The following is a 26,607-nucleotide window of genomic DNA, read 5'->3' on the forward strand; positions in this document are numbered from 1 at the left end:
ACAGCGGCCTTGCCCGGGCAAATCTGGTTCGTGCCCGATCAGGCCGTTGCCGCGAGCCGTCCGCCGCTGCGGTCCCCTTCCGGATCGCGCAGCACATATCCGCGCCCCCAGACGGTCTCGATATAGCTTTCGCCGCCGGTGGCTTCGCTCAGTTTCTTGCGCAATTTGCAAATAAACACATCAATGATCTTAAGCTCCGGCTCATCCATGCCGCCATAAAGATGATTAAGGAACATCTCTTTTGTCAGAGTGGTTCCCTTGCGCAGCGAAAGCAGCTCAAGCATCTGATATTCCTTGCCGGTCAGATGAACGGCCTTGCCTTCGGATTCAACGGTTTTGGCATCGAGATTAACCGTGATCAGCCCGGTCCGGATTGTGGACTGGCTATGTCCTTTTGAGCGGCGGATGATCGCATGGATCCGCGCCACCAGTTCTTCGCGATGGAAAGGTTTGGTCAGATAGTCATCGGCGCCAAAGCCAAACCCCCTGAGTTTGCTCTCGGTATCGTCCGATCCGGACAGGATCAGGATAGGCGTTTCTACGCGCGCGAGCCTGATCTGGCGAAGAACCTCATGCCCGCTCATATCGGGCAGATTGAGATCAAGCAGGATCAGATCGTAGTCATAAAGTCGGGCGAGATCTATCCCATCCTCACCCATATCGGTGCAATAGACATTCAGGTTGGCATGGGTCAACATCAGTTCGATACTGCGCGATGTTGTTGGATCGTCTTCGACAAGTAAAATACGCATATGGAAATCTCCGGTCCGGGCTGTCAGGTCATTTTCGTTAACGACACTCGCATCCCCTGGTTAATGCATGGTTACCACGCACAGCTTGCCAGAGAGAAATTCCAATACAATCTAAAGTTGTCTGAATTTTTGAATAGACGTGACTTTCAGCGCCTTCTCTCCGTGTTTTTCGACAGCGTCACACCAAAGCCGGAATTCCTCTTCTGACAGTGAATACCGCTCGCGCGCCTCTTCGGCCGTGATCAGCCCATGTGCTACAGCCCGCACAACCGTCGCCTTGCGGCTGGCAACCCAGCGTCGCGTCTCTGGCGCGGGCAGATCCGCCCGGGTCAGAATGGAGCCATCCGGCAAGGTCACCTGCCTCGGGCCGTCAACTCGTCTGAGATACATCGCGGTTTCCGTTCGCTGTCTGGTTCAGGCAGATTTGACCAGTTACCCTTAAACATTGCTGAACCCGCACCTTGAGAGTAGGAAAGCTTTTCATATATTCCGGGCTAATCCGGAACCTTTCCCCATCGGCGACCCTCCCATGCCCCGACGCTGCCATGCCCTTTGATACCAGGCTCAACTCGCTCGGCTTTGACCGGGCCCCACAAGATACCCGCGTGGTCGTCGCCATGTCGGGCGGTGTCGACAGCTCTGTCGTGGCGGCGATGCTCAAGGAAGAGGGCTATGATGTCGTCGGCGTGACGCTGCAGCTCTATGACCACGGGGCCGCGCTGGCAAAGAAAGGCGCCTGCTGTGCCGGTCGTGACATCCATGACGCGCGGCGCGTGGCCGAGACGATGGGATTCCCGCATTATGTGCTGGATTACGAGAACACCTTCCGCGAGGCGGTGATCGAGGAATTTGCTGAGGCCTACCTGGCTGGGGCGACGCCTGTGCCTTGCATCCGCTGCAATGAGAGGGTGAAGTTCAAGGACCTGCTCGCCACTGCGAAAGAGCTGGAGGCCGATTGCATGGCGACCGGCCATTACATCCAGCGCAAACTGGGCGGTGCCGGGCCAGAGCTGCATTCGGCCGCCGATCCGAACCGCGATCAGAGCTATTTCCTGTTCTCAACCACGCCGGAGCAGCTCTCTTACCTGCGCTTCCCGCTGGGCCACCTGCAGTCCAAGGCAGAGACCCGCGCCCTGGCGGCAAAATACGGTCTGCCGGTGGCCGACAAACCCGACAGCCAGGACATCTGTTTTGTCCCGAACGGCAATTATGCCAGCGTGATCGAGAAGCTGCGGCCCGATGCGGCCTCGCCCGGCGAGATCGTCGATCTCTCCGGCAAGGTATTGGGCGCGCATCGTGGCGTGATCCATTACACGATCGGCCAGCGCAAAGGTCTGGGGATCGGGGGGCTCGGCGAGCCGCTTTATGTGGTGAAACTCGATGCCGAAAACCGTCGGGTCGTAGTCGGGCCAAAAGAGGCGCTCTCGACCCGGGTGATCCCGGTGCGGGAAATCAACTGGCTGGGCGATGCACCCTTTGAGAGCCAGCCGGAATGGCACGTGCTGACCAGGGTGCGTTCGACCCGCGCGCCGCGCCCGGCAATCATCCGTCCGATCTCGGCAACAGAAGCCGAAGTGGAGCTGATTGAACCGGAAGATGGTGTCAGCCCCGGCCAGGCCTGCGTGTTCTACGCGAATGAGGGAAGCCGCATTTATGGCGGCGGCTGGATCTGGCGCGGGCGTTAAACAGAGAGGGGGCGCTGCCCCCTCGGCTCCTGAAGGAGCCTCACCCCCGGGATATTTAGAGACTGATGAAAGAGGTTACCCTTTTCATCTGTCCTTAAATATCCCCGCCGGAGGCATGCGCGTCAGCGCAGTTGCGCGGTATCAACCTGCAAAAAGGTCAGAACCGAGCGCGCGGCGCGCAACCCGGGGCCTTCGCCGCCACGGCCGAGCCGCTCCATTGTCAGGCGCATTGCCGCTTCCTGTCCCTTTGATTTTCCCGAAAGAAGTGCGGCCAGCGCCGGGACGAGCTTTGGCGCGCGGCAATCGCGGCCGATGAATTCGGGCACTGTCCGGGTCCCGGAAACGAGATTGACGAGGGTCACGGTATCGATCCGGATCATCCGCCGCATCAGCCAGAGCGTCAGCGGCGCCATGTCATAGGCGATCACCATAGGGCAATCCTGCGCTGCCAGTTCCAGGCTTACCGTGCCGGATGCGGCCAGTGCGGCATCTGCTGCGGCGAAGGCAGCAGTGCGGGTCGCGACATCGGGGGACCTGAGGATGACCGGCGCAGCGGCCCAATGCGCTACCGCCTCCGAGACAACCGGCATCAGATGGGTCGGCGTTGGCAGGATCACCCGCAGGCCAGCACAGGATGCAGCAAGCCCCGCCACCGTTTCACCAAATGGCGGCAGAAGCCGGCTGACCTCGCCCCGGCGCGATCCGGGCAGAACGGCAAGCAGCGGCGCGTCAGGGGCAATGCCATGCGCAGCACGGAAGGCCACCGCCTCCGCCGTGCTGGCAACCGGCTCAGAGACCACCGGATGGCCCACGAAATCGCAGCTCATCCCGGCGGCTTCCATATAGGGCGGCTCAAAGGGTAAAAGCGCCAGCACATGGTCGATCACCCCCGCCATCTTGGCGGCGCGGCCCGGGCGCCAGGCCCAGACCGAGGGCGCGACATAATGGATCGTGGGGATTTCCGGCGCGGCCTCTTTCACGATCCGCGCCACGCGCAGGCAGAAATCCGGGCTGTCGATGGTGATCAGGGCCGCCGGTCGCTCAGCCAGCACCAGATCGGCGCATTGGCGGATCCGCCGTTTGAGGTGAAAATATTTCGGCAATATCTCGGCAATGCCCATGACCGAGAGCTCTTCCATCGGGAAGGCACTTTCCAGCCCCTCGGCCTGCATGGCCGGGCCGCCGACGCCTTCGAACCGCGCCCCAAGCAGCAGCGCCTTCAGCCCGGCCATCAGCGCGGCCCCGAGCCGGTCGCCCGAGGGCTCTCCGGCAATCAGGATGAATTTCACGCGGGTTCTCCGGGCTGACGCGCCCAGAGGAAAAGCCCTGCCTCCCGCGCCGCCGCCTGCATTGCGGGCAGGTCGAGACAGATCACGCCACCGGCCTCCCAGACAATGCCGCCCAGACCGGCCTGAGCCACCTGAGCCAGGGTGACCGGCCCAAGCGCCGGCAGATCGATACGGCGGTCCTGCAGGGGTTTTGGCGCCTTATAAAGCAGCCCGCGCCCGCGCGGCGCCTCGGGTCGCAGCCCGGCGGGCAAGGCAGCCACGCCTGCGAGCATCGCGTCGGTCCCGGCCAGTGTCTCGGTCGCGAGGCAGAGCCCCTGTTGCACGACACAGCCCTGGCCAACATCGACCCGGCCAAGCGCCTCGGCGATCAGCGCGGCGCGCGCCGCATCCTGACGGTCGCGGGGCTGAACCTCGCCGGCATAAAACGCGGCTTGCGGCACCAGGGCGGGCGCAAGATCGGAGGCGCCGATCACCGAAAATCCGTCTTCCTCGAAGAGCGCGATCACTTCGCGCAACGTCGCGTCATCGCCCTGGGCCAGAGAGGCCATCAGACGCGGCACGATACCCGCGGTGATCGGGTCAAACAGCGCCGGGTCAAGCCGCGGGCGCTGCACGGCACCGGCGAAACAGACGGCGGTGACCCCCGCCTCATGCAAAGCGGCAAAGAACGGGTAGAGGCGTTCGATCCGGAAGGTCAGATCGGGCACCAGCCCTTCGGGGGGAACCCATCCAGCGCGGCCAGAAAGGGGCGTATCGGCGCCGCCTGCGCCAGCGCGGCAGGCAGCGCGCCACGCCCGGCAATGATCGCGACGCTCATTTCGCGCCTTTCGGCGTCAGGAACGACCGGTCGCTGGCCGAGAGGATGAACTCGCTGATCTCGCGCACATGGACGGCGTCGAAATCTTCCGCGAGACGCTCGGCGCGGTCATGGAAGGTACCCTCGCCCTGGGCCAGCATCTGGAAGGCGGCGCGCAGCTGGGTGATTTCGGCCCGGGTGACGCCGCGCCGTTTCAGCCCGACAAGGTTCAGCCCGTCCAGCTCGCCACGCGGGGCCTGGACGAGGCCATAGGGGATCACGTCATTGGTGACCATGGTCACCGCGCCGATGATCGCGCCGCGCCCGATGCGAACAAACTGATGGATGCCGGAAAGGCCGCCGATCACCACATCATCACCGATATGGCAATGTCCGGCGATGGCGACATTATTCGCCATCACCACCCGATTGCCGACAATCGCATCATGGCCGATGTGGACGCCGGTCATCAGCAGACAATCATCGCCAACGCGCGTCACCCCGCCACCGCCTTCGGTGCCGGTGTTCAGCGTGGCGCCTTCGCGGATTCGGCAGCGGGCGCCGACTTCCAGCCGGGTGCGCTCGCCCTTAAATTTCAGGTCCTGCGGCACTTCGCCCACGGATGCGAAGGGCCAGATCGTGGTTTCTTCGCCGATATCGGTCCAGCCGGTAACAACCGCATGGGATTTCAGCTCGACCCCGCGCTGCAATGTGACCTCGGGCCGACCACGCAAAACGGGCCGATAAAGCAATCAGGGCCAATCACGGCGCCGTCATCGATCACGGCAGAAGGGTGGATGACAGCGGTTCCGTGAATGGACATGGATCAGGCCTTTGGCAGGTCGAACATTGCGGTGAATTCAGCCTCACAGGCCAGTTCACCATCGACCGTGGCGCGGCCCGAGAATTTCCACACTTTGCCGCCGCCACGCAGCGCTTTCACATGCAGTTCCAGCACATCGCCGGGCACCACTTTGCGGCGGAATTTCACACCGTCGACGCCCATGAAGAACACTTTCGCATTCTTGTCGACCAGATCCATCGACAGCCCCACCAGCACGCCCGAGGTCTGTGCCATCGCCTCGATGATCATCACACCGGGGAAAATCGGCATGCCCGGGAAATGGCCGGTGAATTGCGGCTCGTTATAGGTGACGCATTTCACGCCGACGCAGGATTCGTTGATCACCACATCGCGGACCTTGTCGATCAGCAGAAACGGGTAACGATGCGGGATAATCCGCTGGATCAGATCCAGATCGGCATTGGTGACGGCCCTGGCTTCCGTATTGGCATCCATCTGGCGCATCCTCCTCCTGTCACATAGGGCTGATATCCGCAGCGGTTTCGCGCGGTTTTCCGACTGCTACCAAGTTGATAGCTGCGGGGCAAGTTCCGGCGAACAGCGCCGGCAAAGAGCGCCCAGGACGCCCGCCCCGGTTCGGCTTTCACGGTGCAGGCGCAGGTGTCCCGGCTGCCGGATCCTGAACCGGCGCAGGCAGGGGGTCTGAACCGCCCTCTGCGCCCTGCCCTTCGCCCTCCCCATCCGCCGGAGCGGCGTCGGGCGCCGGCAGACGCTGATCCATCAGGGCAATCGCGCGCTGCGTCACATCCGCCGAGGAACGCGAAAGAATCAGTACATCATCGCCAATGATCGCCACTGCGCCATATTCATCCAGCAATTCAACCATCAGCGGCACCGAGCGATCGAGAAATACCTTGCGGTCCTCGTCCAGCTTCCGGTTGATCGCGCGCACTTTCGCATCCTGCGACTGGCGGAAGTCCTCGACCCTGGTGTCGAAATCGCGCGCCAGAACCGAGAATGCCTCGGCTGTCATGCCGGCGCGTTTCGCCGTCAGATCACGCTCTTCCTGTTCCAGCGCGGCCTCGATGGCGCGGTTCTCAGCGCTGACTTCGGCAGCCGCCTGTTCCGCCGCCTTCGTTGCGGCCATCCCCCAGGCGGATTTTTCAAAGAGCTCCGCCTGGTTCAGGGTCAAAAGTGCGAAAGTCTCGCCCGCTGCCGTGTCGGGGACGGTCTCTGCCCCACCGGGTGCCGAAAGGGCTTCGGCGTCTTGCGCAAAAGCCACGCCAGCCCAGACCGGCAGCAGTGCCAGACCTGCCAGCATCATCCCCCGGAGCGCCGGCGCCGCCATCTCAGAACTTGGTCGAAACGGTCAGGTCGAAGGACTGCGTTTTATCGTAGTCTTCCTTCTTGAGCGCCTTGGCAAAGTTGAATCGCAGCGGCCCCACCGGCGTATCCCAGAGAACCGAGACACCGACCGCAACACGCGGCTTGAAACTGTCATCGATGGGCCCGGCAAGGCCGGCTTTGTCCGTAAGGCTCCAGACCGAGCCGATATCGAGGAAGGCAGCCCCCATGATGCCATATTCCTCGGGCAGGCCAACCGGGAATTCCGATTCGAACCGCGCCACCGCAAAGACATTGCCGCCGAGTGCATCTTCGAGATCGGTGCCGTCACGCGGGCCGATCCCGTTGGGCTCAAAGCCACGCATCTTGCCGCGCAGGAAGAAGCGGTCGGTCACGCGGGTGCCAGTATCGCCAAGATCCTGGAGATGCCCTGCTTCGAAGATCGCCCGAATCGTGACTTCTTCGTTCCAGATCTTCTGCTCGCCCATGGCGAAAAGCGATGTGGTGAGGAATTTGGTGTCGCCGCCAAGCCCGCCGATATCCTGGCCAAAGCGGAACAACAGGCCGCGCGTCGGATCAAGCCCGGTGATGCGGCTGTCATATTCATAGGTATAGCCGATGGACGACGAGGTCAGCGCGCCGCGGCTGACTTCATCCTTCAGAATCGGCGAACGCAGGGAGATCGGCGTCGGCGGAACGGTACTGTTGTCGTATTCATCCGCGTCGAGATCGAAGATATCGTCCCGGCTGAGCCGGTAACGCAGGCTGAGGCGGGATTGTTCGCCAAGCGGGAAGCCAAGCGAAAGCGAGAAGCCGGCACTGCGGGTGTTGTAAAGCGCATAATCCGAATCGGTCGTACGATAGAACAGGCCGAAGGAAAGGCTAAGATCCCGGCCGAACAGCGAGGGTTCGGTGAAGGAGAAGGACGAGCTTTGATTATCCGACGTGGTTGCGACGCTGGCCGCAATCGATTGTCCGCGGCCAAGGAAGTTCGATTCCGAGAAATTCACTGAGATCCCGGCCCCGGATTCGACCGAATAGCTCAGACCAAAGCCAAGCGAGCCGGTCGGCTGTTCATCGACATCGACATTCACGACCACCTGGTCCGGCGCCGAGCCCGGTTCCGCATTGACCCGTGCATCCGAGAAGAAGCCGAGCGCGCGGATACGCTCCGCCGACTGACGGATCTCGCGCGCGTTGAAGGGGTCGCCTTCAACGCTGCGGAACTGACGGCGGACGACTTCGTCCAGCGTGGTGGCATTGCCTTCGATATCGATACGCTCGACGAAAATCTTTTCGCCACGCACCACCGCGAATTCGATATTGACGCGCTGGTTGCGGTCATCCCGGGTGATACGGGGTTCGACTCGAACGAAATTCAGCCCTTTCTTCAGGGCGAGGTTCTCCATCCGGGCGATGTTGTTGTCGATCAGCGCCGGGCTCCAGGTCTGGCCCGCCCGGATCTTCTGCACCGCCGCGAAATCGTCGGCAGCAACGCCTTCGACCTCGGACACGGTAGAGATCGCGCCGATGGAATATTGCTGACCTTCCCGAATGGTGAAGGTCACGAAGCTTGCATCGCGTTCGCGCGAGACTTCGGCCGATGCGTCAAGCACCTGGAAATCGATATAGCCGCGCGAGCGGTAGAATTCGGTCAGAAGCTGCTTATCGACATCGATCCGTTCCGAGACATAGGTGTCGCGCTGGATGATCTGGCGCAAAAGCCCCGCCTGTTTGGTCTGCAGGACCTGGCGCAGCCGGCGGTCCGAGAAGGCGCGGTTCCCGACAAAGGAAAGCTGCTCGATCTCGACGACTTTGCCCTCGGTGATCTCGAACACCAGGTCGACCCGGTTGCCATCGCGACGGATGACCTTGGGGTTGATGGTCGCGGCGATACGGCCCCGCTGGCGGTAAACCTCAGCCAGGGTTGCGGCATCGGCTTCTGCCGTCGAGGGCGAGAAGACGTGACGCGTCTGTGACTTGACCAGTTTCGCGAGGTCGTCGTCCTTGATGCGCTTATTGCCCTCAAAGCTGATCACATTGATGAAGGGATATTCCTTCACCCTGATCACGAGCGTATTGCCCTGCGGGACGATCTCGACCGTCTCAAAAAGGCCCGAGCCATTGATGCGCTGATAGGCGTCATTCAGCGCCCCGGCCGAAACCTCCTGGCCCCGGCTGATCCCTGCATAAGACAGGATGGTAGAGGCATCGACGCGCTCATTTCCTTCGACCTTCACCGCTGAGAAGGCGAAAACCTGGGCGAAGGCGGGCTTCAGCCAGACCGGCGTCGAGGCCACCGATCCGAGCAGAACCGCAGTCACAAGCGTGACCCCGGCAACCCTTTTGCGGCCACCGGCAATACCACTGGCGCGCTGCTGTTTCCGGATCGAGCTTTTCACCATGACCTGCCACGCGCTCCGCAGTAGAAATTTCCCTGTGTCTGACTAACGACAAAGCTGGCCCTTGTCAAAAGCCTGCGGTCCTTGTGGATAAGTCTGGCAGATATAGTATGTCGCCCCACTGATCGCCGCAGACGAGGCAGGCAACTTAAGGGCAGCACAACCCGCAGGAAGCTGCAGCCAGATCGAATGCATCGATATGCTGAGAAATCGGCAGAAATGCGCGCCCGGACCGGGGGATTCCCGCCGCCATCCCCGCTGCCTGTTCGCCGAAAAAGCGAAAACCCGGCGCAAAAGAGCCGGGTTCAGATCATTTCTCACCAATGGCGCTAAAACACAGAGCAGTCAGCAAGCGGCGGAAATCTGCCTGGCCTCACCACTTGCACCGGCTCAGGGCGTAATTTGCAAGGGCGCCGCATAATAGCCCAGAATGGCGGATCCAAGAAACGCGCCGGCAAGAAGGCCCACGACAATCGTTCCCATGGTGAAAATACGGTCGAAATTGATCCTGGCGAGCAGGACAAGACCCGGGAAAGTGCGTTCAACCATCTGCATAGCATCACCTCTTGTTAGGCAGAGGGATAGGCCGTGAATCTGGCGAGACTATGGCGCAAATCGCGCAAGATCCGGCGGTGCCGGGAAAACCGCCCCGGCCACCGCCGTCAATGTCAGACGCAGGTGACGTCATTCCACAGGGCAAAGGCCATCAGCGACAGAAGCAGTGTCAGCCCCACCGTCATCAGAACCCGCAGCGCCCCGTCCGAGGGCGGTTTGCCCGTCACTGCCTCAAAGGCGTGAAACACAAGATGGCCGCCATCGAGCACCGGAATCGGCAGCAGGTTCAGGATCCCGACCCCCAGCGACAGCACCGCGAGCATGCTCAAAAAGCCCATGGTCCCGGTTTTCGCCGCGTCTCCCATGGTTTCGGCCATGCCGATCACGCCCGACATATTGCAGGTCGAAATCTGCCCGACGATCATATGCCACAGGCCCGAGAAGGTCGTTGTGGTCATATTCCACATCGCGCTGGCGGCGGTTGTGACCGCCTCCCAGACGCCGGCAGGGCGGCTCGCGGGCTCAAAGGTCATGCCGGAAAAAGCACCAAGCAGCCAGCGGCTCTCGAAACCGCCGCCGTCAGCCGCCGCGCGCGGCACATCGCGCGAACGCGGCGTCAGTTCCAGATCGAAGGTACGACCGTCGCGCCAGACCGTCAGCGGCAGGGTGCGGCCATTCGATCCGCGCACGATATCCGCCAGATCCTCAAACGCATTGATCTCCTTGCCATCTGCCCTGACCACCACGTCCCCGGCCTGAAGACCAGCATCAATCGCGGCCGATTTCACCTGCACGCCGCCCATCAGGCCGGGCTGCGGATGCGGCGCCAGCAGCGTCAGTTCCTGACCGTCCCGCTCGACGCGGAATTCCACCTCGGCTGTGCGCGGCAAGGCCCGCATCGCTTCGCCAAAGCTCTTATTGTCCGGTGTAGCCCGCCCGCCAAGCGCGAGAATGACATCGCCCTCCTGCAGCGTCTGCACCCCGGGCACCGGCACCAGCCTGCCCACGATAGGCCGGTCCAGCGATATGCCGTTGAACAATACCGTGCCCAGCAGGATCGCGAAGGTCAGAATGAAATTCGCCACCGGCCCCGCCAGCACGGTCGAAGCCCGCGCCCAGAGCGGTGCACCCGCCATCGTATGGCGGCGCTCAGACGCGCTCAGCCCCGAAGGCACTTCGGACCGGACAGAGGCCGCATCGGCATCACCGAGGAATTTCACATAGCCGCCAAAGGGAATCGCTGCGACCTGCCAGCGCGTGCCGCGCTTATCCACCCGCGACAGCAGCACCGGCCCGAAGCCCAGCGAGAAGACCTCGGCATGTATCCCCGACCAGCGTCCGATGATGTAATGGCCATATTCATGGATCGCCACGATGATCGAAAGCGCAACAATGAAGAAGACGACCGACCAGGCGGCCCCCGTGAGCAATCCGAGGATATCCATAAATCAGCCGTTCCTTATGCCTGTTCGTCTGCTTTTAGTCTGTTTGTCTGCTTTTTCGTCAGACCGCGTATTTCAGACCGCGCGCGCGGGGCAGCGGCGATCTCTGCCGCGCGGATCCTTGCGAGATGGTCCATCGCGAGCACATCCTCAAGAGAGCCTGCGTCTTTGTGAAGGCCGGAATCTGACGAAAGCCTGGTCAAAGTCGCCTCGACCAGCCGCGCCATATCCATGAACCCGATCTTACCCGCGAGGAAAAGATCCAGCGCGATCTCTTTTGCGGCATTGAAGGCGGCCCCGGCAAGGCCGCGGGTCTCCATCACCTCGCGCGCCAGCCGCAGGGCCGGAAAGCGGATCTCGTCGGGCGCCTCGAAACTCAGCCTCGCCAGTTTCGCAAGGTCAAGCCGCGCCACCGGGAGCGCCGCACGCGCGGGCCAGTTCAGCGCATAGCCGATCGGGTGGCGCATATCCGGCACGCCCAGATGCGCCATAACCGCGCCGTCCTGAAAGCCGACCATCGAATGGATGATGCTTTCGCGGTGGATGATCACCTCGATCTGATCGGGCCGGACGCCGAAGAGCTCGCGCGCCTCGATCACCTCAAGCGCCTTGTTGAACATCGAAGCGGAATCGATGGTGATCCGCTGCCCCATCGACCAGTTGGGATGCGCCAGCGCCTCGGCCACGGTCGCGCTCTCCAGCCGCGCCAGCGGCCAGTCACGCAAAGCTCCCCCCGAGGCGGTCAGGATGATGCGGTCAATCGTGTCGGTCTTTTCCCCGGCAAGGGCCTGAAAAATCGCCGAATGTTCGCTGTCGACCGGCAGGATATGCCCGCCGGTCGCGCGCATCCGCCGCATCATCAGCGGTCCGGCGGCGACCAGGCTTTCCTTATTCGCAAGTGCCAGCGTGGCACCGGCCTCAAGCGCGGTAAGGCCCGGAACCAGCCCCGCCGCCCCGATGATCGCATTCACCGTCAGGCTGACAGGGCGCGCAGCGGCCTCGCGGATCGCCTCCGGCCCGGCGGCGGTCGCGATCCCGCTGCCGGCAAGTGCCTCGCGCAGATCCCGCAGCAGCCCGGGTTCAGATGTCACCACGATTTCAGGCCTGAGCGCCCGCGCCTGTTCGGCCAGGAGCGCGATATTGCGCCCGCCAGTCAGCGCGGTGACGGAGAATGTGCCCTCGCCCGCACGGGTCACAAGGTCAATGGTCTGGGTGCCGACCGATCCGGTCGCGCCAAGGATGGATATTTTGCGCAAGACCTTACTCCGTCACGTCAAGCGGCAGGCTGTCCGCCATCGTCGCAACATCGCCGGGCGTCGGCAGGAAATGCAGCCCGAGATTGAGGATCACCGCCAGAACCGAGGCAAAAGCCAGCGCATCGAACCGGTCCAGCAATCCGCCATGGCCCGGGATCAGGTTCGAGGCATCCTTGACCCCTGCCCGCCGTTTGATCGCCGATTCCGCGATATCGCCCAGCTGCCCCGCGAAAGCGATCAGAGGCGAGACCCACAGAACAGCCGCGCCAAAGCCCGCATAATGCCAGAAGCCAAAGCCCACCAGCGCCGCCCCGATCCAGCCCGCCACCGTGCCGGACCAGGTCTTTTTCGGGCTGATCTTCGGCCAGAATTTCGGCCCGCCGAGGATGCGCCCCGCGAAATAGCCCAGCACATCCGAAGCGACCACCACCGACAGGAGCCAGGCGATCGCCACCACGCCATGCGTGTCGCTGCGCAGGATGATTAGCGCCATCGCCGTCATCACGATCACCAGCGCATAGGGGCCGAAGGCCAGAATATCGCGGCGCGGCGTCAGCACCCCGATCAGCGAGGGCAGCAAAAGAAATGGCAACGCCCAGGGCAGCGTGATCCCCATGACCAGAACCACAGCCGTGAGGGCCCCAAGCAGGATCGAGGCATCAAACCCCTGCCCGCGCGTCATCCGCGCCAGCTCCCACATCATCAGCGCCGAAGAGATCACCGCAAGCGCGAGAAACCAGATCCCGCCAAGCCAGATCGCTAACCCTCCGACCGCCAGCATGACAATGGCCGAAAGGATACGCGGCGCCAGATCCCCCCATCTTGCCGGTTTTTCGCCTGCGGATTTTGAGGTCATGGTTTTGCTCCGCCGAACCGGCGCTCCCGATTGCCGAAACGCGAAAGAATCGAGGCCAGTTCGTCCGGCGTGAAATCGGGCCAGAGCGTTTCGGTGAATTCATATTCCGAATAGGCCGCCTGCCAGACGAGAAAATTCGAGGTGCGGGTCTCGCCCGAGGTGCGGATCACCAGATCCGGATCGGGCACATCGCCGGTGTCCAGCGCATGAGAAAACGCGGCATCGGTCAGGTCGGCGGGGTTGAACCGCCCCTCGGCCGCCTCGGTCGCGATCCGGCGCGCGGCGCGCAGGATCTCGTCACGACCGCCGTAATTGATCGCAACGATCAGGTTCAGTCGCGTGAGATGCGCGGTCTTGGCCTCGATCCCCGCCATGAGACGCTGCAGCTTTGGCGCCAGACGCGAGCGGTCGCCGATAAAGCGCAACCGCACGCCTTCGCGCGCAAGGGCTGCCGCCTCGCGCTGGATGAAATGCGCGAAGATCCCCATCAGACCAAGGACTTCCTCGGTCGATCGTTTCCAGTTCTCCGTCGAGAATGCGTAAAGCGTCAGCCAGCGCAGCCCCATATCCGGCGCGGCGCGAACGATTTCACGCACCCGTTCCGCGCCCCGGCGATGCCCGACCAGTCGCGGCCAGCCGCGATTCGTCGCCCAGCGGCCATTGCCGTCCATGATGATCGCAACATGGCGCGCCGCCCCTGCACCTGCCTGCGCCAGATGCGCCTGCGCGGCTGCATCGGGGCCAGATATGGCGGTGCCAGATCCGGAAATGCCAGATCCGGAAATGCCAGACCCCGAAATGCGGGGCCCTGCAGCATCGGGGGTTTTAGCGGCGACCATGCGCGGCTCCTCCCGAAGGATCAGACCTGCATGATCTCCGCCTGTTTGGTCTCAAGCGTCTGGTCGATCAGCTTGATATGCTTGTCGGTCAGCTCCTGGACCTCGTCTTCCCAGAACTTCTGGTCGTCTTCCGAGAGCGAGTTCTTCGTCTTGGCTTTCTTGATCTGATCCATACCGTCACGGCGCAGGTTGCGGATCGCAACCTTGGCATGTTCGGCATAGGAGCCGGCGACTTTCGTCAGTTCGCGGCGGCGTTCCTCGTTCAGCTCGGGGATCGGCAGCATGATGATCGGGCCGTTGGTCTGGGGATTGATGCCCAGACCGGATTCGCGGATCGCCTTTTCCACCTTGTTGATCATGCCCTTGTCCCAGACGTTGATCGTGACCATGCGCGGCTCGGGGACGTTGACGGTGCCAAGCTGGTTGATCGGCGTCATCTGGCCGTAAGCATCCACCATGACCGGCTCCAGCATCGCGCCGGAGGCACGGCCGGTGCGCAGGCTGGCAAATTCGACCCGCAGAGAGGCGATCGCCCCTTCCATGCGGCGAATGAGATCATCGGTGTCGAGCATGAACTCTTCGTTCGACATCTGGCATATTCCTCAGGCTGGCCCGCGAGAGATGCGGGGAAATCTGGTTTCCTATAGGACAAAGATGACCCGGGGTATAGAAGCTTGTGGCATGGAATGCCGCCCGTGACCGGGACCTGCGCGGAAATTCCCTCTGCACCGCTATGGCGCGGGCGGTTTCTCTGCGCCCTCTGTCCTGATGCGCTGCGGCCTGTCCCGGCCTGATGCGCCAGCACAGCCAGCCGACAGGCAGAGCGTCGGTCACGGTGGCGCTGAAACAATGCGTCTGAAGGCCCGGACCCGGCTGAATAACCGGCCAGGAAACGGGCGGCCCCTGACATTCACGTCGAAATATAGGGACCGCCCCGGGTAAATTTACACGAAGACCGAGATATCTCAGCCCTTTGCATTCACCAGCGTATAGGTGCCCTCGCCGGCGAGGATGGTACGGAAGCCGCCCGGCTCGTCAAGCGAGAAGACGATGATCGGCAGATCATTGTCGCGGGCAAGCGCGATGGCGGTTGCATCCATCACGCCGAGATGTTTTTCCAGCGCCTCGTCGTAAGAAACGGTCTCGTAGCGCTTGGCATCCTCGTGTTTTTTCGGGTCTTTGTCATAGACGCCATCCACTTTGGTGCCTTTGAACACCGCCTCGCAGCCCATTTCATTGGCCCGCAAAGTCGCAGCGGTGTCGGTGGTGAAATAGGGGTTGCCGGTGCCGGCGGCGAAGATGCAGACGCGTTTTTTCTCGAGGTGGCGGACGGCACGGCGACGGATATAGGGCTCGCAGACCTGATCCATCGGGATGGCTGAAATCACCCGGGTGAAGACGCCGATCTGTTCCAGCGCCGATTGCATCGCGAGCGCGTTCATCACTGTGGCAAGCATGCCCATGTAATCGGCGGTTGTGCGTTCCATCCCCTGCGCCGAACCGGCGAGGCCGCGGAAGATATTGCCGCCGCCGATCACCATGCAGATCTCGACTCCAAGCTCCTGCACCGCTTTGACTTCCTGGGCGATGCGCGCAACCGTGGGCGGATTGAGGCCGAAGCCCTGGTCGCCCATCAGCGCCTCCCCCGAGATTTTGAGCATCACGCGGGAATATTTCACCGCCGAGGCCGTGACTGGCCCTGGCTTTGTGCTTGCGCTGGACATGGGAATCCCCTGGTCTTGTTCTGATTTTGAAGTTGCGCGCAAAATGGTCGAAAATCGGGCCGGGATCAACCGGGGTTGCGGCGGATCCGCACAGGCGCGAAAGAGAGCGCGAAAGGGCGCGCGGCCCCCATCCCGGCAACGTCGGGATTGACCCGGAATATTTGGATCAAGAGGACATTCAATGCCGGATCTCTCTGCAATTTCAAGGGAGCTGCCTGTGCTGATCGCCGGACCGACGGCGAGCGGAAAATCGGCGCTGGCGCTGGAACTGGCGGCGCGGGACGGGCGGGCGGTGGTGAATGCCGATGCGCTTCAGGTCTATGACTGCTGGCGGGTCCTGTCGGCGCGGCCCTCTCGGGCCGAGGTGGCGGCGGCGCCGCATCTGCTTTACGGCCATATCGGGCGCGATGCGGAATATTCGGTCGGCCACTGGCTGCGCGAGGTCACGGCTTTGCTGGCGCGCCCGGTGGTGATCGTCGGGGGACCGGGCTATATTTCATGGCGCTGACGGAAGGTCTGGCAGAGATGCCGCCGGTGCCGCCCGCGATGCGGGCCGAGGCGGACCGGCTGCGGCTGGAGGAATATCCCGCGATGCTGGCGGGGCTCGACCCCGAGACCGCCGCGCGGATCGACCTGCGCAACCCCGCCCGCGTGCAGCGCGCCTGGGAGGTTTTGCGGGCCACCGGGCGCGGGCTGGCCTTCTGGCAGGCGCAGACGGGCCCGGCACTTTTGCCGCGCGCGCGTAGCGAGGCCCTTGTGATGCAGCCCGGGACTGACTGGCTGAACCACCGCATCGACCGGCGTTTTGATCAGATGATCGGGAACGGGGCGCTGGAAGAGGCGCGCGCCGCGCTGCCGCACTGGGACGCCGCGCGCCCCTGGGCCAAAGCGATCGGGGCGCCGGAGCTTGTTGCTTATCTGCGTGGCGAGGCGAGCCTTGCCGAAGCGATCACTGCGGCAAAAATCGCCAGCCATCAATATGCGAAACGCCAGCGGACCTGGTTTCGCAGCCGGATGCGCGACTGGCAGAGGCTGGCGCTGCCCTGAGGCGCGCCCTGCCCCTTCCAATGTCGCGGCTGGCGTGGCTTGCCAGCGGCTTGCAAAACGTCCACATATTTACCCACAGCTTTCCGTGAGGGCTGTGGATAACTTGACTGAAATGTCATTTTTTTGGTTTCATTTTTGCAGACTTGCCGCTTACCTTTCGCCCATCGGCAGAAAAGATAAGAAGACAATGCAAGACTTTACCGCGATTTCAAACCTCCGGGTCCTCGCCATTCCACGTCTCGCCGCCGCCGGCCGCTGGCGTGTCGAAGCGATGCGCTCGCTGTCTGAATCCTGCCTTTTGTGGTTCACCAAGGGACAGGGCCGTATCACGGTCCAGGGGCAGACGCGCGGCTATACCGCACATAATGTGGTTTTCATTCCGCCGGGCGTTATGCATGGCTTTGATGCCGGCCCTTCGGTTTTCGGCACGGCGGTGTTTTTCGGGCGCAATTGCGGGCTGCCTTTGCCCGCATCACCGCAGCATCTGCGGATCCGCGAGGTCCATGCGCAGCAGGAAATCAACGTCTTGCTTGATTCGATTACGCGCGAGATGAGCTCGGATGTGCCGGCCCATGATCGGGCCACCGGGCATTATCTGGGGCTGCTCGGGGTCTGGCTGGAGCGCCAGGCCGCCCGGGCCGAGCCGGAAGCCACCCGCCCCGATGCCAGCCGCCGGCTGGCGGCGCGCTATTCCAGTCTTCTGGAAAAGGAGTATCGCTCGGGTCTTGGCGTCTCGGATTTCGCGGCAAAGCTGAATGTCACGCCCACCCATCTGTCGCGCTGCTGCAAACAGTCCTGCGGCAAACCGGCCTCAGTTCTGTTGCAGGACCGCCGTATCTTCGAGGCTCAGCGCCTGTTGAGCGAGACGAAGATCCCGGTGGGTCATATCGCAGCCAGCCTTGGCTTTGCCTCGCCGGCCTATTTCACCCGCGCCTTCCACCATATGACCGGCAAATCGCCGACGGCATTCCGCCGCACCGGCTGAGCCTGCGACAACGGACCGACTGGGCGCCGGCGCGGTCAGCCGGCGCACCGTGCCGGGCGTCCCGTGTGGCCGGCAACTGCCATGCGCCAGCTGCTGAACCTGCAATGCGTCTGGCGCAATTCCATGACCTCGATATCGCAAAAGCCCTGAGAATGGTCTGTCAAAAGCATTGACGCGAAAGCGGAAAACATGCGCAATGGACGGACCAGGGAATGAAGCCGGCGGAAAAAATCCGGCCCGCACCGCAGACCCCAACAGCCTGTTTCGCGGCGCGGTTCCTGCGTGGCCAGACAGCTCCGGCCGTTCCGGCATCAGCCCGGACAGGCGCCGGCAGGGTACTGCAGCCGGGAGAGAACGGCACGTCCCGGACCTCGTTTGCGCGACGCTTTCTGCCTCGCGCCCGAGCCTGACAGGGAGATGATGAATGACCCGGAATACCGATACCCGTCTGCACCCCGCCGCAACCATGTATGCCGAAGAGCATCGTGCGGGCCAGCTCAGCCGCCGCGAATTCCTGACCCGCACCACCGCGCTTGGCGTGGCGGCACCGGTCGCCTGGGGGCTCCTGGGGCTGGAAGCCCCGGCCTATGCCGAAGGCGCCCCGACGCCCGGCGGCACGCTCAGGATGTCGATGGAGCTGAAAGCGCTGAAAGACCCGCGCACCTCTGACTGGAGCCAGATCGCCAATTTCATGCGCGGCTGGCTGGAATATCTGGTCGAATACAACAATGACGGCTCGATCCGCGGCATGTTGCTGGAAAGCTGGCAGGCCAATGACGACGCGACCGAATACACGCTGAAGGTGCGTCAGGGCGTAAAATGGTCGAATGGTGACGATTTCACCGCCGAGGACGTCGCGCATAATTTTGCGCGCTGGTGCGATGGCTCGGTCGAAGGCAATTCGATGGCGGCGCGCTGTGTCGGTCTGCGGGACGGCAGCGAGGGCGGCAAGATGCGCGATGGTGCAGTCACCGTGGTTGATGGCTCGACCGTGAAACTGGTGCTGAGCGCCCCCGATATCGCCCTGATCGCGGCTCTGGCCGATTATCCCGGCATGGTCGTTCATAAAAGCTATGAGAATGGTGATCCGACCCAGACGCCGGGCACCGGCCCGTTCAAATATGATAATTTTGAAACCGGCGTGCGTGCCTCGCTGGTGAAATCGGATCAGCCCTGGTGGGGCACCGAGGTTTACGGCGGGCCCTATCTCGACCGGATCGAATATTACGATCTTGGCACCGACCCGGCGGCCGAGGTTGCGGCGGCAGGATCCGGCGAAATTGATGCCACATATCAGTCGGTTGGCGAATTCATCGAAGTGCTCGACGCGATGGGCTGGGATAAATCCGAAGCGGTGACCTCTGCGACGCTGGCGGTCCGGTTCAACCAACTGGCCGAGGAATATAAGGATGTCAGAACCCGCACCGGCCTGATCAAATGCGTCGACAATGCCGTGGTGCTGGAGCTGGGTTATTCCGGCCTCGGGACCGTCGCGGAAAATCACCATGTCTGCCCGATCCACCCGGAATATTACGAATTGCCGCCAGTGATCACCGATCCGGTCGCCGGCAAGGCTCTGGTCACCGAGGCCGGCTATGGTGATTTCGAATTCGAGCTGATTTCGCTTGATGATGCCTGGCAGGCTGCGACCTGCGACGCCATTGCGGCCCAGATCCGCGATGCCGGTCTCAAAATCAAACGGACGGTGTTGCCGGGTTCGACCTTCTGGAATGACTGGACCAAATACCCCTTTTCGGCCACCGAGTGGAATATGCGTCCGCTTGGTGTCCAGGTTCTGTCAGTCGCCTATCGCTCTGGCGAGGCCTGGAACGAATCCGCCTTCTCAAACGCAGAATTCGATGCTGAACTGGGCAAGGCGCTGGCGATTAATGATGCGACCGAGCGCAGCAAGGTCATGAAACGGGTCGAGGAAATCATGCAGGAGCAGGGTGTGCTCGTGCAATCCTACTGGCGCTCGCTCTATCGTCATACTGATCCGAAGGTGAAGGATTGCGGCATCCACGCAACCTTTGAACACCATCATTACAAATGGTGGATCGCCGCCTGATGCGGTTCCCGGGGCAGGCACCGCCCTGCCCCGTTTCCGCCCCGCCCCCCGGGCCCCCAGCCAACAAGCCGCCGCCTTCCCTGACCCGGAAGAGGAGAAGCCATGTTCGCCTTTGTCCTGCGCCGTACCGGCGTGATGTTCCTGACTGTCCTTGCGCTGACCTTCATTGTCTTTTGGCTGACCAATCTGCCGCCCAACCTGGAAAAGCTCGCGAAATCCGAGGCTTCGGTGCGGATGAGCGATGCCGAAGTCGCAAGCTGGCTCGACCGCAACGGCTATGGCACCCCGACGCTGCATCGCTATGGGCAATGGCTGGGTGTTGTGCCGGGCTGGACACGCGAAGAAGAGGGCCGCTTCACCGGCCGCTGCATCACCGGGACGGTGACGACCCCTGATGATATCCCCGCCCGCTGCGGCATTCTCCAGGGTCAATGGGGCTTTTCCACCGTGTTCAAACAGCCGGTGACCGATGTGATCAGACGCGCGCTGTCGATGACCTCCTGGCTGATGCTCTGGGTGATGATTGTGATGGTGCCAACCGCGCTGACCCTTGGCGTGCTCTCGGGGATGCGCGAAGGCTCCTGGACCGACCGCATCCTCTCGGGCTTTGCCATCGTGACCACGGCGACGCCGGAATATGTTTCGGGCGTGATCTTCATCGTGGTCTTTGCCTCGGCCACGGTCGGCATCTCGCCCGTGCTGGCGGAAATGGGCTGGATCGAGGGCAAGACCCTCTTCCAGGGCACCGCCACCAGCGCCATGGACAGGATCACGTTCTGGAATTTCGCCCTGCCGGTGATGACCATCGCGCTTTACGGCATCGGCTATATCGCCCGCATGACCCGCGCCTCGATGACCGAGGTGATGAGCCAGCAATATATCCGCACCGCGCGGCTGAAGGGCGTCAGCTTTGCCCAGGTGGTGATGAAACACGCGCTGAGAAACGCCCTGATCGCGCCGTTCACTGTGATCATGCTGCAATTCCCCTGGCTGTTGAACGGCGTGGTGATTGTCGAAACCCTGTTCAATTACAAAGGCTTCGGCTGGACGCTGGTGCAGGCGGCGGGGAATAACGACATCCCGCTTCTGCTGGGCTGTTCCGTTGTCGCGGTGGTCCTGGTGCTTATCACGCAGCTGATCTCGGACATCGGTTATGTCTTCCTCAACCCCCGCATCCGGCTGAGTTGAGGAGAGACAGATGCAAGACCTCTCCTGGCTCCAGATCGCCCTGAAATCCGCCCTGGCATTCGCCCCGGTCTGGATCGCCCTGATCGCCACATTCATCCTGTCGATCCGGTACCGCCGCCGCCTCGGCCTTTACGGCAAGCTCTTCGATTCCACCGTGGGCATGATTGGCTTTGCCGTGGTGATGTTCTGGATCTTCACCGCGCTTTTTGCCGATCTGATCATCACGCATGATCCGCTCGTGCAACTCTCTGGGATGAAAAACAAGCTCCCCGGCACGGCGCTGGCCAACGCGGCCGAAGGGGTCTATCCTTGGTATCTGCTCGGCGGCGACAACCTTGCCCGTGACGTGTTTTCGCGCATGGTGATGGGCGCGCGCGAGGTGCTGAAGATTGCCCCCGCCGCCACGGTCTTTGCCTTCATGGTCGGGATCACACTGGGCCTGCCCGCCGGCTATTTTGCGGGCAAGTTCGACACATTCCTCTCCTTCATCGCCAATCTCGTGCTGGCTTTCCCGGTGATCCTGCTCTTCTACCTGCTGGTCACGCCCGAGATCATCGAGACCGGCATCCCGATTTATTTTGCCGCAGCGCTCTTTCTCTTCCCGGTGATCTTTTTCACCATCCTCTTCAATTCGCGCTTCCATATTCTGCCTGCGCGCCGCAACCTCTATGTCGGCCTGACGCTGATCATCGGGCTCTGGGCCTGGGCGGGGCTCGCCTTCAACAAAGACCCGACCGGCCTCTTCTCGATGAGCCCCAATATGCTCAATGTCTTTGTCTCGGTGGTTTTCGTAAACTCGCCCGGTGTCTTTCGCATCGTCCGTGGTCTCACCATGGACATCAAAGCCCGCGACTATGTCGCCGCCGGCCAGACCCGCGGCGAGGGCCCCTGGTATATCATGCTGTGGGAAATCCTCCCCAATGCGCGCGGCCCCCTGATTGTCGATTTCTGCCTCCGGATCGGCTATACCACCATCCTCCTCGGCACGCTCGGCTTCTTCGGCCTCGGCGTCTCGCCCGAAAGCCCCGACTGGGGCTCCACCATCGACGATGGCCGCCGCCTCCTCGCGATCTTCCCCCATGCCGCCCTCGTCCCCGCCATTGCCCTGATGAGCCTCGTCCTCGGCCTCAACCTCCTCGCCGACGGCCTTCGCGAAGAAAGCCTGAAAGACTGATTTCATCTGTCCTTAAATATCCCGGGGTCCGGGGCAGCGCCCCGGCCACCAGCCAAAGGAAACCCATATGACCTCGAAGCCGAGCACCTGGGATCCCACACAGCCAATTCTCGAGATCGAAAACCTCTCGATCACCTTCTTCACCCGGCTCCGACAGATCCCGGCGGTGATGGATTTCTCCTGCAAGGTGATGGCGGGCGAATCCATGGGCCTCGTCGGCGAATCTGGTTGCGGCAAATCCACCGTCGCGCTGGCTGTGATGCGCGATCTCGGGAAGAACGGCAAAATCACCGCCGGGCGCATCCTTTTCAAGGGCCAGGACCTCACCACCATGGGCGAGGAGCAATTGCGCCGCATACGTGGCTCTGAGATCGCAATGATCTACCAGGAGCCAATGGCCTCGCTCAACCCCGCGATGAAGATCGGCGCACAACTTGCCGAAGTCCCGATGATCCATCGTGGCATGTCGCGATCTGAAGCCTGGGCGCTTGCCCGTCAGATCGTTGCCGATGTAAGGCTGCCCGATCCGGACCGGATGCTGAATTCCTATCCGCATCAGCTTTCGGGCGGCCAGCAGCAGCGCATCGTCATCGCCATGGCGCTGATGGCGAAACCCGCGCTCCTGATCCTCGATGAACCGACCACTGCGCTTGATGTCACCGTCGAGGCCGGCATTGTCGCCCTGGTAAAGGAACTGGGCGAGAAATACGGCACTTCGATGCTGTTCATCTCGCATAATCTCGGCCTGATCCTCGATGTCTGCGACCGGCTTTGCGTGATGTATTCCGGCGAGGCGGTCGAGACCGGCAATGTCACCGAGGTCTTCACCGAAATGCGCCATCCCTATACCCAGGCTCTCTTCCGGGCGATCCCGTTGCCCGGCGCAGACAAAAACGCCCGCCCGCTGATCTCGATCCCCGGGAATTTTCCGTTGCCGCATGAACGCCCCCAGGGCTGCAATTTCGGCCCGCGCTGCGTGTATTTCGAAGCCGGGCGCTGCAATGCCGGCGACATCGCGATGGCGCCGGTTCCCGGCGGCGAGCGCCACGCGACGCGTTGCCTGAAATGGCAGGAAATCGACTGGCACGCGCCGCCCAGGGCGGCCAAAGCCCGCGAAAAACTGCCGCCGGGCGAGATCGTTCTGAAAATGGATGATCTGAGGAAATATTACCAGGTTTCCTCGGGGGCCTTCGGCGGCGGCCTGACCAAAGTCGTCAAGGCCAATGAGACGCTGAGCTTCGAGGCCCGGAAAGGCGAGACCCTTGCAATCGTTGGGGAATCGGGTTGCGGCAAATCCACCTTCGCCAGGGTTCTGATGGGGCTGGAGACCGCAACTTCGGGCAAGATCATGCTGTTTGATGAAAACGTGCAATCCACGCCGATCCAGAAACGCGGCGCGGATACGGTGTCAAAGTTGCAGATGGTGTTCCAGAACCCGTTCGACACGCTGAACCCCTCGATGACGGTCGGGCGCCAGATCATCCGCGCGCTGGAGGTCTTCCGCTACGGCGACAGTGACGCCGCGCGTCAGGCCCGGATGCTCGAGCTTCTTGACCTTGTGAAACTGCCGCGCGCCTTTGCCGAACGGATGCCGCGCCAGCTGTCGGGCGGACAAAAACAGCGCGTCGGCATTGCGCGCGCCTTCGCGGGTGGCGCGAAAGTGGTGGTCGCGGATGAGCCGGTCTCGGCGCTGGATGTCTCGGTCCAGGCGGCGGTCACCGATCTGCTGATGGATATCCAGCGCGAGAATGGCACGACGCTTTTGTTCATCAGCCATGATCTTTCCATCGTGCGCTATCTCAGCGACCGGGTGATGGTGATGTATCTTGGGCATGTGGTCGAGATGGGCACGACTGAACAGGTTTTTGCCCCGCCCTATCACCCCTATACCGAGGCGCTTTTATCCGCAGTCCCGATCGCCGATCCGACGGTGACGCGCAAACATATCGTGCTGGACGGCGAGATCCCCTCTGCGATGAACCCGCCGCCGGGCTGTCCGTTCCAGACGCGCTGCCGCTGGAAATCCCAGGTCGGGGGCGGGCTCTGTGATCGCGTGATGCCGCCGGTTGTTCAGCTGGCCGGCGGGCATCAGATCAAATGCCACCTTTCGCCGGCGCAATTTGCCGCGATGGAGCCGGTGATCCGCATCGCGGCCCAGTGATCCGCCAGTGGCTTAACGGGTGGCTTAACGGGTGACGTCCCGCGCCAGCCGTTCGGCATTGGCTTTTGTGCGGCGGCGCACCGGGCGCAAAGCGGCCTCGGCCATCGTCGCGGGCGAGGCCCCCTTCATCGCGGCCTTCATCACCGCGATCTGCGCTTCTTGCAGGGCTGCGATCTTTTCCGACACCATCCGCGCATTCTCGCCCGGTGAAACCGGCCACATCCCCATCATCCCGGCCATTCGCATCGCGATCACCGCCTGTGCCTCGGCCATCATGACCGAAGATCGCAGGCCAAGGCGCATGAGCTGGGCCGCGCTGGGGGCAGGAATGGAAACATGACTGAGACCTTTGACGCGCCCGCCGGGCGGAGATGAACTGTCTTCTCGAAGAGGGGCAACTTAGGCGAAAGATTTCCACAGGCAAGTTAACAAATGACAACGCCGGCGGGATTCAGGCAAGCCCCGCCGGCGATTGTCTCAGTTTTGCTTCAGGTGCCGTAACGTCACCGTCTTTTGGCCCTGCGATCAGATGACCTTATCCGATGCTCTGGCCATCAGCCGCATAGGTCACCCGCCCGCCGCAAATGGTCAGCGCGACCTGGACTTTTCCGATCTGATCGGGTGCGACCTGTTCCAGATCTTCCTGCAAGAGCACCAGATCCGCCGCAAGGCCGGGTTTCAGCCGACCGGTGATATGATCTGTATGCGCCGCCCAGGCGCCGCCCGCCGTATAGGCGTAAAGGCTTTCCTCAAGGCTCAGGCGCTCATCGGTGCAGGCATCGCTGTATGGCAGCCGCGTCACCGCCGCCTGGACCGAACGCAGCACCGCCACATCGGTCACCGCCCAGTCCGAGGCATAGGCAACGGGCGCGCCATGATCGGCCAGCGTCTTGTGCAGATAGGCATCCGGCCAGCGCGCTTGCCCGATATTGGTCAGCGTCGGCTCCATCCCGAAATCCATCGCGCCCGGCGGATGCGAGGGCTGCAGGCTCGCAACAATCCCAAGCGCACCGACACGCGGTACATCGGCGCGGTCGATCAGTTCGATATGTTCGATCCGGTGACGCGAGTCGCGTTTGCCATTCTGGATCTGCGCGGTTTCATAGCCATCAATCGTGGTCCGCACGGCCCCGTCACCGATGGCATGAACCGCGATCTGCAGGCCGCGGCGGTCGATCTCGGCGGCCAGCGGGTTGAACTGATCCGGCGGGAAAAGCGCGACCGATTTATGGCCGGGCTTTGTCGGATAATCGTTCAGCATAAAGGCGGTATAGCTGTCGAGGACACCATCCATGAACATTTTCACAAAGCCCGAGCTGAGCCATTCATCATTGAAGCTCTCGGTCATCTCGACGGCGCGGTCCAGCTCGGAATGGTCCATACTGGGTTTGTAATGGAAGGGCACTTTGACCCGCGCCAGCAGCCGGCCTTCTTCCTGCAATTCGCGCAGGCATTCCAGCGTGTAGCGGTTGCCATCCATCATCACCATCGAGGTGATGCCATATTGCGCGCAATGGATCTGGCCGCGCTCGAACATATCCTTGTCCAGATCGCGCTCGGCCTGGCTCGGATTGACCGGCTCGCCCCCGGTCGCGATGCCCAGATTAAGCCGCCCGCGTCCGGCCAGATCAACCACCCGGCCAAAGGCTTCGAATTCCAGAAGCTCGCCGGTGGCGAGCCCGTCCGCCCCCATCACCACCTCATGGCCGGGCGAGCATTCCAGCCCGTTCAGCGTGCCGGAAAGCTCCAGCGCAAGGGTATTGGCCCAGATCGTGTGATGGTCATGCGAGGTCATCGCGATCGGGCGATCGGCGATGATACTGTCGAGGATATGGCGGTTGGCTCCGCCTTCAATAAGGCCATAATCGGCGCCCTGCGCCATGAGGAAGGGCAGATCCGGATTGGCCGCCGCATAGCCAAGAAAGGCCTCGCGCAGCTGGTCAATGCCATGCACATGAGTCAGTTGCAGATCGCTCAGCTCGGATCCGCCAAGCCCCAGATGCAGATGGCTTTCAACAAAGCCCGGCAGGAGCATCCGCCCGCCCGCATCCACCACTTTCGTGGCCGCCCCCTTCAGCGCGGTGATATCGGCATTGGAGCCCACGGCGAGGATGCGCCCCGCGGCAATCGCCACGGCCTCGGCCCGGGGCATGTCGGGATCCATGGTCAGGGCCTTGGCATTGATGAAAATCAGGTCGGCGGGCATATCTCAGGCTCCATTCGGCAGAAAGGCGGCCCG

The 26,607-nt window shown here is 62.4% G+C and carries 23 protein-coding genes and 2 pseudogenes; 7 read left to right on the top strand and 18 right to left on the bottom strand.

Annotated features, from left to right (window positions below):
- Positions 1-38: 38 nt before the first annotated feature.
- Positions 39-752: a response regulator transcription factor CtrA gene (ctrA, locus tag QNO18_RS12685; protein ID WP_283177949.1), complete on the bottom strand. Its 714-nt coding sequence runs from the start codon at positions 750-752 to the stop codon at positions 39-41.
- A 111-nt stretch (positions 753-863) separates the two neighbouring features.
- Positions 864-1,142 (bottom strand): DUF1153 domain-containing protein, encoded by a 279-nt coding sequence (locus tag QNO18_RS12690; RefSeq protein ID WP_092897661.1) that lies wholly within the window; start codon positions 1,140-1,142, stop codon positions 864-866.
- A gap of 155 nt (positions 1,143-1,297) precedes the next feature.
- Between QNO18_RS12690 and mnmA the strand changes: the two genes are divergently transcribed.
- Entirely contained in the window at positions 1,298-2,437 is a 1,140-nt protein-coding gene (gene mnmA, locus QNO18_RS12695; protein WP_283177950.1) for a tRNA 2-thiouridine(34) synthase MnmA, read from the top strand.
- A 122-nt stretch (positions 2,438-2,559) separates the two neighbouring features.
- On the opposite strand, the gene lpxB is transcribed toward mnmA, so the two are convergent.
- From lpxB to pyrH, 14 genes and pseudogenes are all read right to left on the bottom strand, one after another.
- Entirely contained in the window at positions 2,560-3,726 is a 1,167-nt protein-coding gene (gene lpxB / locus QNO18_RS12700) for a lipid-A-disaccharide synthase (protein WP_283177951.1), read from the bottom strand.
- A complete protein-coding gene (gene lpxI / locus QNO18_RS12705) occupies positions 3,723-4,433 on the bottom strand; it encodes a UDP-2,3-diacylglucosamine diphosphatase LpxI (RefSeq protein ID WP_349293858.1) in 711 nt (236 codons plus the stop codon). The genes lpxB and lpxI overlap by 4 nt, the downstream gene beginning before the upstream one ends.
- Positions 4,421-4,543 carry a hypothetical protein gene (locus tag QNO18_RS25675; RefSeq protein WP_349293859.1) on the bottom strand — a complete coding sequence of 41 codons (123 nt, stop codon included), beginning with the start codon at positions 4,541-4,543 and terminating at the stop codon, positions 4,421-4,423. The genes lpxI and QNO18_RS25675 overlap by 13 nt, the downstream gene beginning before the upstream one ends.
- Positions 4,540-5,345: pseudogene (gene lpxA, locus QNO18_RS12710) on the bottom strand (acyl-ACP--UDP-N-acetylglucosamine O-acyltransferase). The gene QNO18_RS25675 and the pseudogene lpxA overlap by 4 nt, the downstream one beginning before the upstream one ends.
- 3 nt (positions 5,346-5,348) lie before the next feature.
- Positions 5,349-5,822, bottom strand: a complete 474-nt coding sequence (fabZ, locus tag QNO18_RS12715) for a 3-hydroxyacyl-ACP dehydratase FabZ (RefSeq protein ID WP_092901673.1) — start codon at positions 5,820-5,822, stop codon at positions 5,349-5,351.
- A gap of 148 nt (positions 5,823-5,970) precedes the next feature.
- Positions 5,971-6,651: an OmpH family outer membrane protein gene (locus tag QNO18_RS12720; RefSeq protein WP_283177952.1), complete on the bottom strand. Its 681-nt coding sequence runs from the start codon at positions 6,649-6,651 to the stop codon at positions 5,971-5,973.
- A 25-nt stretch (positions 6,652-6,676) separates the two neighbouring features.
- Entirely contained in the window at positions 6,677-9,076 is a 2,400-nt protein-coding gene (gene bamA, locus QNO18_RS12725) for an outer membrane protein assembly factor BamA (protein WP_283177953.1), read from the bottom strand.
- A gap of 387 nt (positions 9,077-9,463) precedes the next feature.
- The gene (locus QNO18_RS12730; protein ID WP_283177954.1) at positions 9,464-9,628 is read right to left on the bottom strand and encodes a hypothetical protein; all 165 of its coding nucleotides are present in this window, start codon (positions 9,626-9,628) and stop codon (positions 9,464-9,466) included.
- 113 nt (positions 9,629-9,741) lie between these two features.
- Positions 9,742-11,073, bottom strand: a complete 1,332-nt coding sequence (gene rseP, locus QNO18_RS12735; protein WP_283177955.1) for an RIP metalloprotease RseP — start codon at positions 11,071-11,073, stop codon at positions 9,742-9,744.
- Positions 11,074-11,087: 14 nt separating this feature from the next.
- Positions 11,088-12,326, bottom strand: coding sequence for a 1-deoxy-D-xylulose-5-phosphate reductoisomerase (gene dxr, locus QNO18_RS12740; RefSeq protein ID WP_283177956.1), 1,239 nt, complete (start codon positions 12,324-12,326; stop codon positions 11,088-11,090).
- A gap of 4 nt (positions 12,327-12,330) precedes the next feature.
- Positions 12,331-13,182 carry a phosphatidate cytidylyltransferase gene (locus QNO18_RS12745; protein ID WP_283177957.1) on the bottom strand — a complete coding sequence of 284 codons (852 nt, stop codon included), beginning with the start codon at positions 13,180-13,182 and terminating at the stop codon, positions 12,331-12,333.
- Positions 13,179-14,021: a polyprenyl diphosphate synthase gene (gene uppS / locus QNO18_RS12750; protein WP_283177958.1), complete on the bottom strand. Its 843-nt coding sequence runs from the start codon at positions 14,019-14,021 to the stop codon at positions 13,179-13,181. The genes QNO18_RS12745 and uppS overlap by 4 nt, the downstream gene beginning before the upstream one ends.
- Positions 14,022-14,041: 20 nt before the next feature.
- Positions 14,042-14,611, bottom strand: coding sequence for a ribosome recycling factor (gene frr / locus QNO18_RS12755; protein ID WP_283177959.1), 570 nt, complete (start codon positions 14,609-14,611; stop codon positions 14,042-14,044).
- 375 nt (positions 14,612-14,986) lie between these two features.
- Positions 14,987-15,745, bottom strand: a complete 759-nt coding sequence (pyrH, locus tag QNO18_RS12760) for a UMP kinase (RefSeq protein ID WP_092897685.1) — start codon at positions 15,743-15,745, stop codon at positions 14,987-14,989.
- A gap of 181 nt (positions 15,746-15,926) precedes the next feature.
- Between pyrH and miaA the strand changes: the two are divergent.
- The 6 genes and pseudogenes from miaA (at position 15,927) to QNO18_RS12790 (ending at position 24,368) form a co-directional block, all read left to right on the top strand.
- Positions 15,927-16,792: pseudogene (gene miaA / locus QNO18_RS12765) on the top strand (tRNA (adenosine(37)-N6)-dimethylallyltransferase MiaA).
- A 187-nt stretch (positions 16,793-16,979) separates the two neighbouring features.
- Positions 16,980-17,777 carry an AraC family transcriptional regulator gene (locus QNO18_RS12770; protein ID WP_283177960.1) on the top strand — a complete coding sequence of 266 codons (798 nt, stop codon included), beginning with the start codon at positions 16,980-16,982 and terminating at the stop codon, positions 17,775-17,777.
- Between the two features lie 424 nt (positions 17,778-18,201).
- A complete protein-coding gene (locus QNO18_RS12775) occupies positions 18,202-19,845 on the top strand; it encodes an ABC transporter substrate-binding protein (RefSeq protein ID WP_283177961.1) in 1,644 nt (547 codons plus the stop codon).
- A gap of 102 nt (positions 19,846-19,947) precedes the next feature.
- Positions 19,948-21,033 (top strand): ABC transporter permease, encoded by a 1,086-nt coding sequence (locus QNO18_RS12780; protein ID WP_283177962.1) that lies wholly within the window; start codon positions 19,948-19,950, stop codon positions 21,031-21,033.
- Between the two features lie 10 nt (positions 21,034-21,043).
- Complete coding sequence (locus QNO18_RS12785; protein WP_283177963.1) at positions 21,044-22,207, top strand: ABC transporter permease; 1,164 nt, start codon at positions 21,044-21,046, stop codon at positions 22,205-22,207.
- Between the two features lie 67 nt (positions 22,208-22,274).
- On the top strand, positions 22,275-24,368 hold the full coding sequence (locus QNO18_RS12790) for an ABC transporter ATP-binding protein (protein ID WP_283177964.1): 2,094 nt from the start codon (positions 22,275-22,277) through the stop codon (positions 24,366-24,368).
- 24 nt (positions 24,369-24,392) lie between these two features.
- Here QNO18_RS12790 and QNO18_RS12795 read toward each other — a convergent pair whose 3' ends face one another.
- Entirely contained in the window at positions 24,393-24,671 is a 279-nt protein-coding gene (locus QNO18_RS12795) for an antifreeze protein (RefSeq protein WP_283177965.1), read from the bottom strand.
- Between the two features lie 232 nt (positions 24,672-24,903).
- On the bottom strand, positions 24,904-26,574 hold the full coding sequence (locus tag QNO18_RS12800) for an amidohydrolase (protein ID WP_283177966.1): 1,671 nt from the start codon (positions 26,572-26,574) through the stop codon (positions 24,904-24,906).
- Positions 26,575-26,607 lie beyond the last annotated feature (33 nt).

This window comes from Gemmobacter sp. 24YEA27 (assembly GCF_030052995.1).
Classification (GTDB): domain Bacteria; phylum Pseudomonadota; class Alphaproteobacteria; order Rhodobacterales; family Rhodobacteraceae; genus Pseudogemmobacter.

Bases quoted from the DNA above. Each gene is read 5' to 3' on its own strand.
- QNO18_RS12745 (WP_283177957.1), bottom strand. From the start codon at position 13,182: ATGACCTCAAAATCCGCAGGCGAAAAACCGGCAAGATGGGGGGATCTG.
- rseP (WP_283177955.1), bottom strand. From the start codon at position 11,073: ATGGATATCCTCGGATTGCTCACGGGGGCCGCCTGGTCGGTCGTCTTC.
- QNO18_RS12795 (WP_283177965.1), bottom strand. From the start codon at position 24,671: ATGCGCCTTGGCCTGCGATCTTCGGTCATGATGGCCGAGGCACAGGCG.
- QNO18_RS12770 (WP_283177960.1), top strand. From the start codon at position 16,980: ATGCAAGACTTTACCGCGATTTCAAACCTCCGGGTCCTCGCCATTCCA.
- QNO18_RS12690 (WP_092897661.1), bottom strand. From the start codon at position 1,142: ATGTATCTCAGACGAGTTGACGGCCCGAGGCAGGTGACCTTGCCGGAT.
- frr (WP_283177959.1), bottom strand. From the start codon at position 14,611: ATGTCGAACGAAGAGTTCATGCTCGACACCGATGATCTCATTCGCCGC.
- QNO18_RS12800 (WP_283177966.1), bottom strand. From the start codon at position 26,574: ATGCCCGCCGACCTGATTTTCATCAATGCCAAGGCCCTGACCATGGAT.
- QNO18_RS12790 (WP_283177964.1), top strand. From the start codon at position 22,275: ATGACCTCGAAGCCGAGCACCTGGGATCCCACACAGCCAATTCTCGAG.
- QNO18_RS12785 (WP_283177963.1), top strand. From the start codon at position 21,044: ATGCAAGACCTCTCCTGGCTCCAGATCGCCCTGAAATCCGCCCTGGCA.
- mnmA (WP_283177950.1), top strand. From the start codon at position 1,298: ATGCCCTTTGATACCAGGCTCAACTCGCTCGGCTTTGACCGGGCCCCA.
- fabZ (WP_092901673.1), bottom strand. From the start codon at position 5,822: ATGGATGCCAATACGGAAGCCAGGGCCGTCACCAATGCCGATCTGGAT.
- ctrA (WP_283177949.1), bottom strand. From the start codon at position 752: ATGCGTATTTTACTTGTCGAAGACGATCCAACAACATCGCGCAGTATC.
- QNO18_RS12720 (WP_283177952.1), bottom strand. From the start codon at position 6,651: ATGATGCTGGCAGGTCTGGCACTGCTGCCGGTCTGGGCTGGCGTGGCT.
- uppS (WP_283177958.1), bottom strand. From the start codon at position 14,021: ATGGTCGCCGCTAAAACCCCCGATGCTGCAGGGCCCCGCATTTCGGGG.
- QNO18_RS25675 (WP_349293859.1), bottom strand. From the start codon at position 4,543: ATGAGCGTCGCGATCATTGCCGGGCGTGGCGCGCTGCCTGCCGCGCTG.
- bamA (WP_283177953.1), bottom strand. From the start codon at position 9,076: ATGGTGAAAAGCTCGATCCGGAAACAGCAGCGCGCCAGTGGTATTGCC.
- QNO18_RS12780 (WP_283177962.1), top strand. From the start codon at position 19,948: ATGTTCGCCTTTGTCCTGCGCCGTACCGGCGTGATGTTCCTGACTGTC.
- pyrH (WP_092897685.1), bottom strand. From the start codon at position 15,745: ATGTCCAGCGCAAGCACAAAGCCAGGGCCAGTCACGGCCTCGGCGGTG.
- QNO18_RS12730 (WP_283177954.1), bottom strand. From the start codon at position 9,628: ATGCAGATGGTTGAACGCACTTTCCCGGGTCTTGTCCTGCTCGCCAGG.
- QNO18_RS12775 (WP_283177961.1), top strand. From the start codon at position 18,202: ATGACCCGGAATACCGATACCCGTCTGCACCCCGCCGCAACCATGTAT.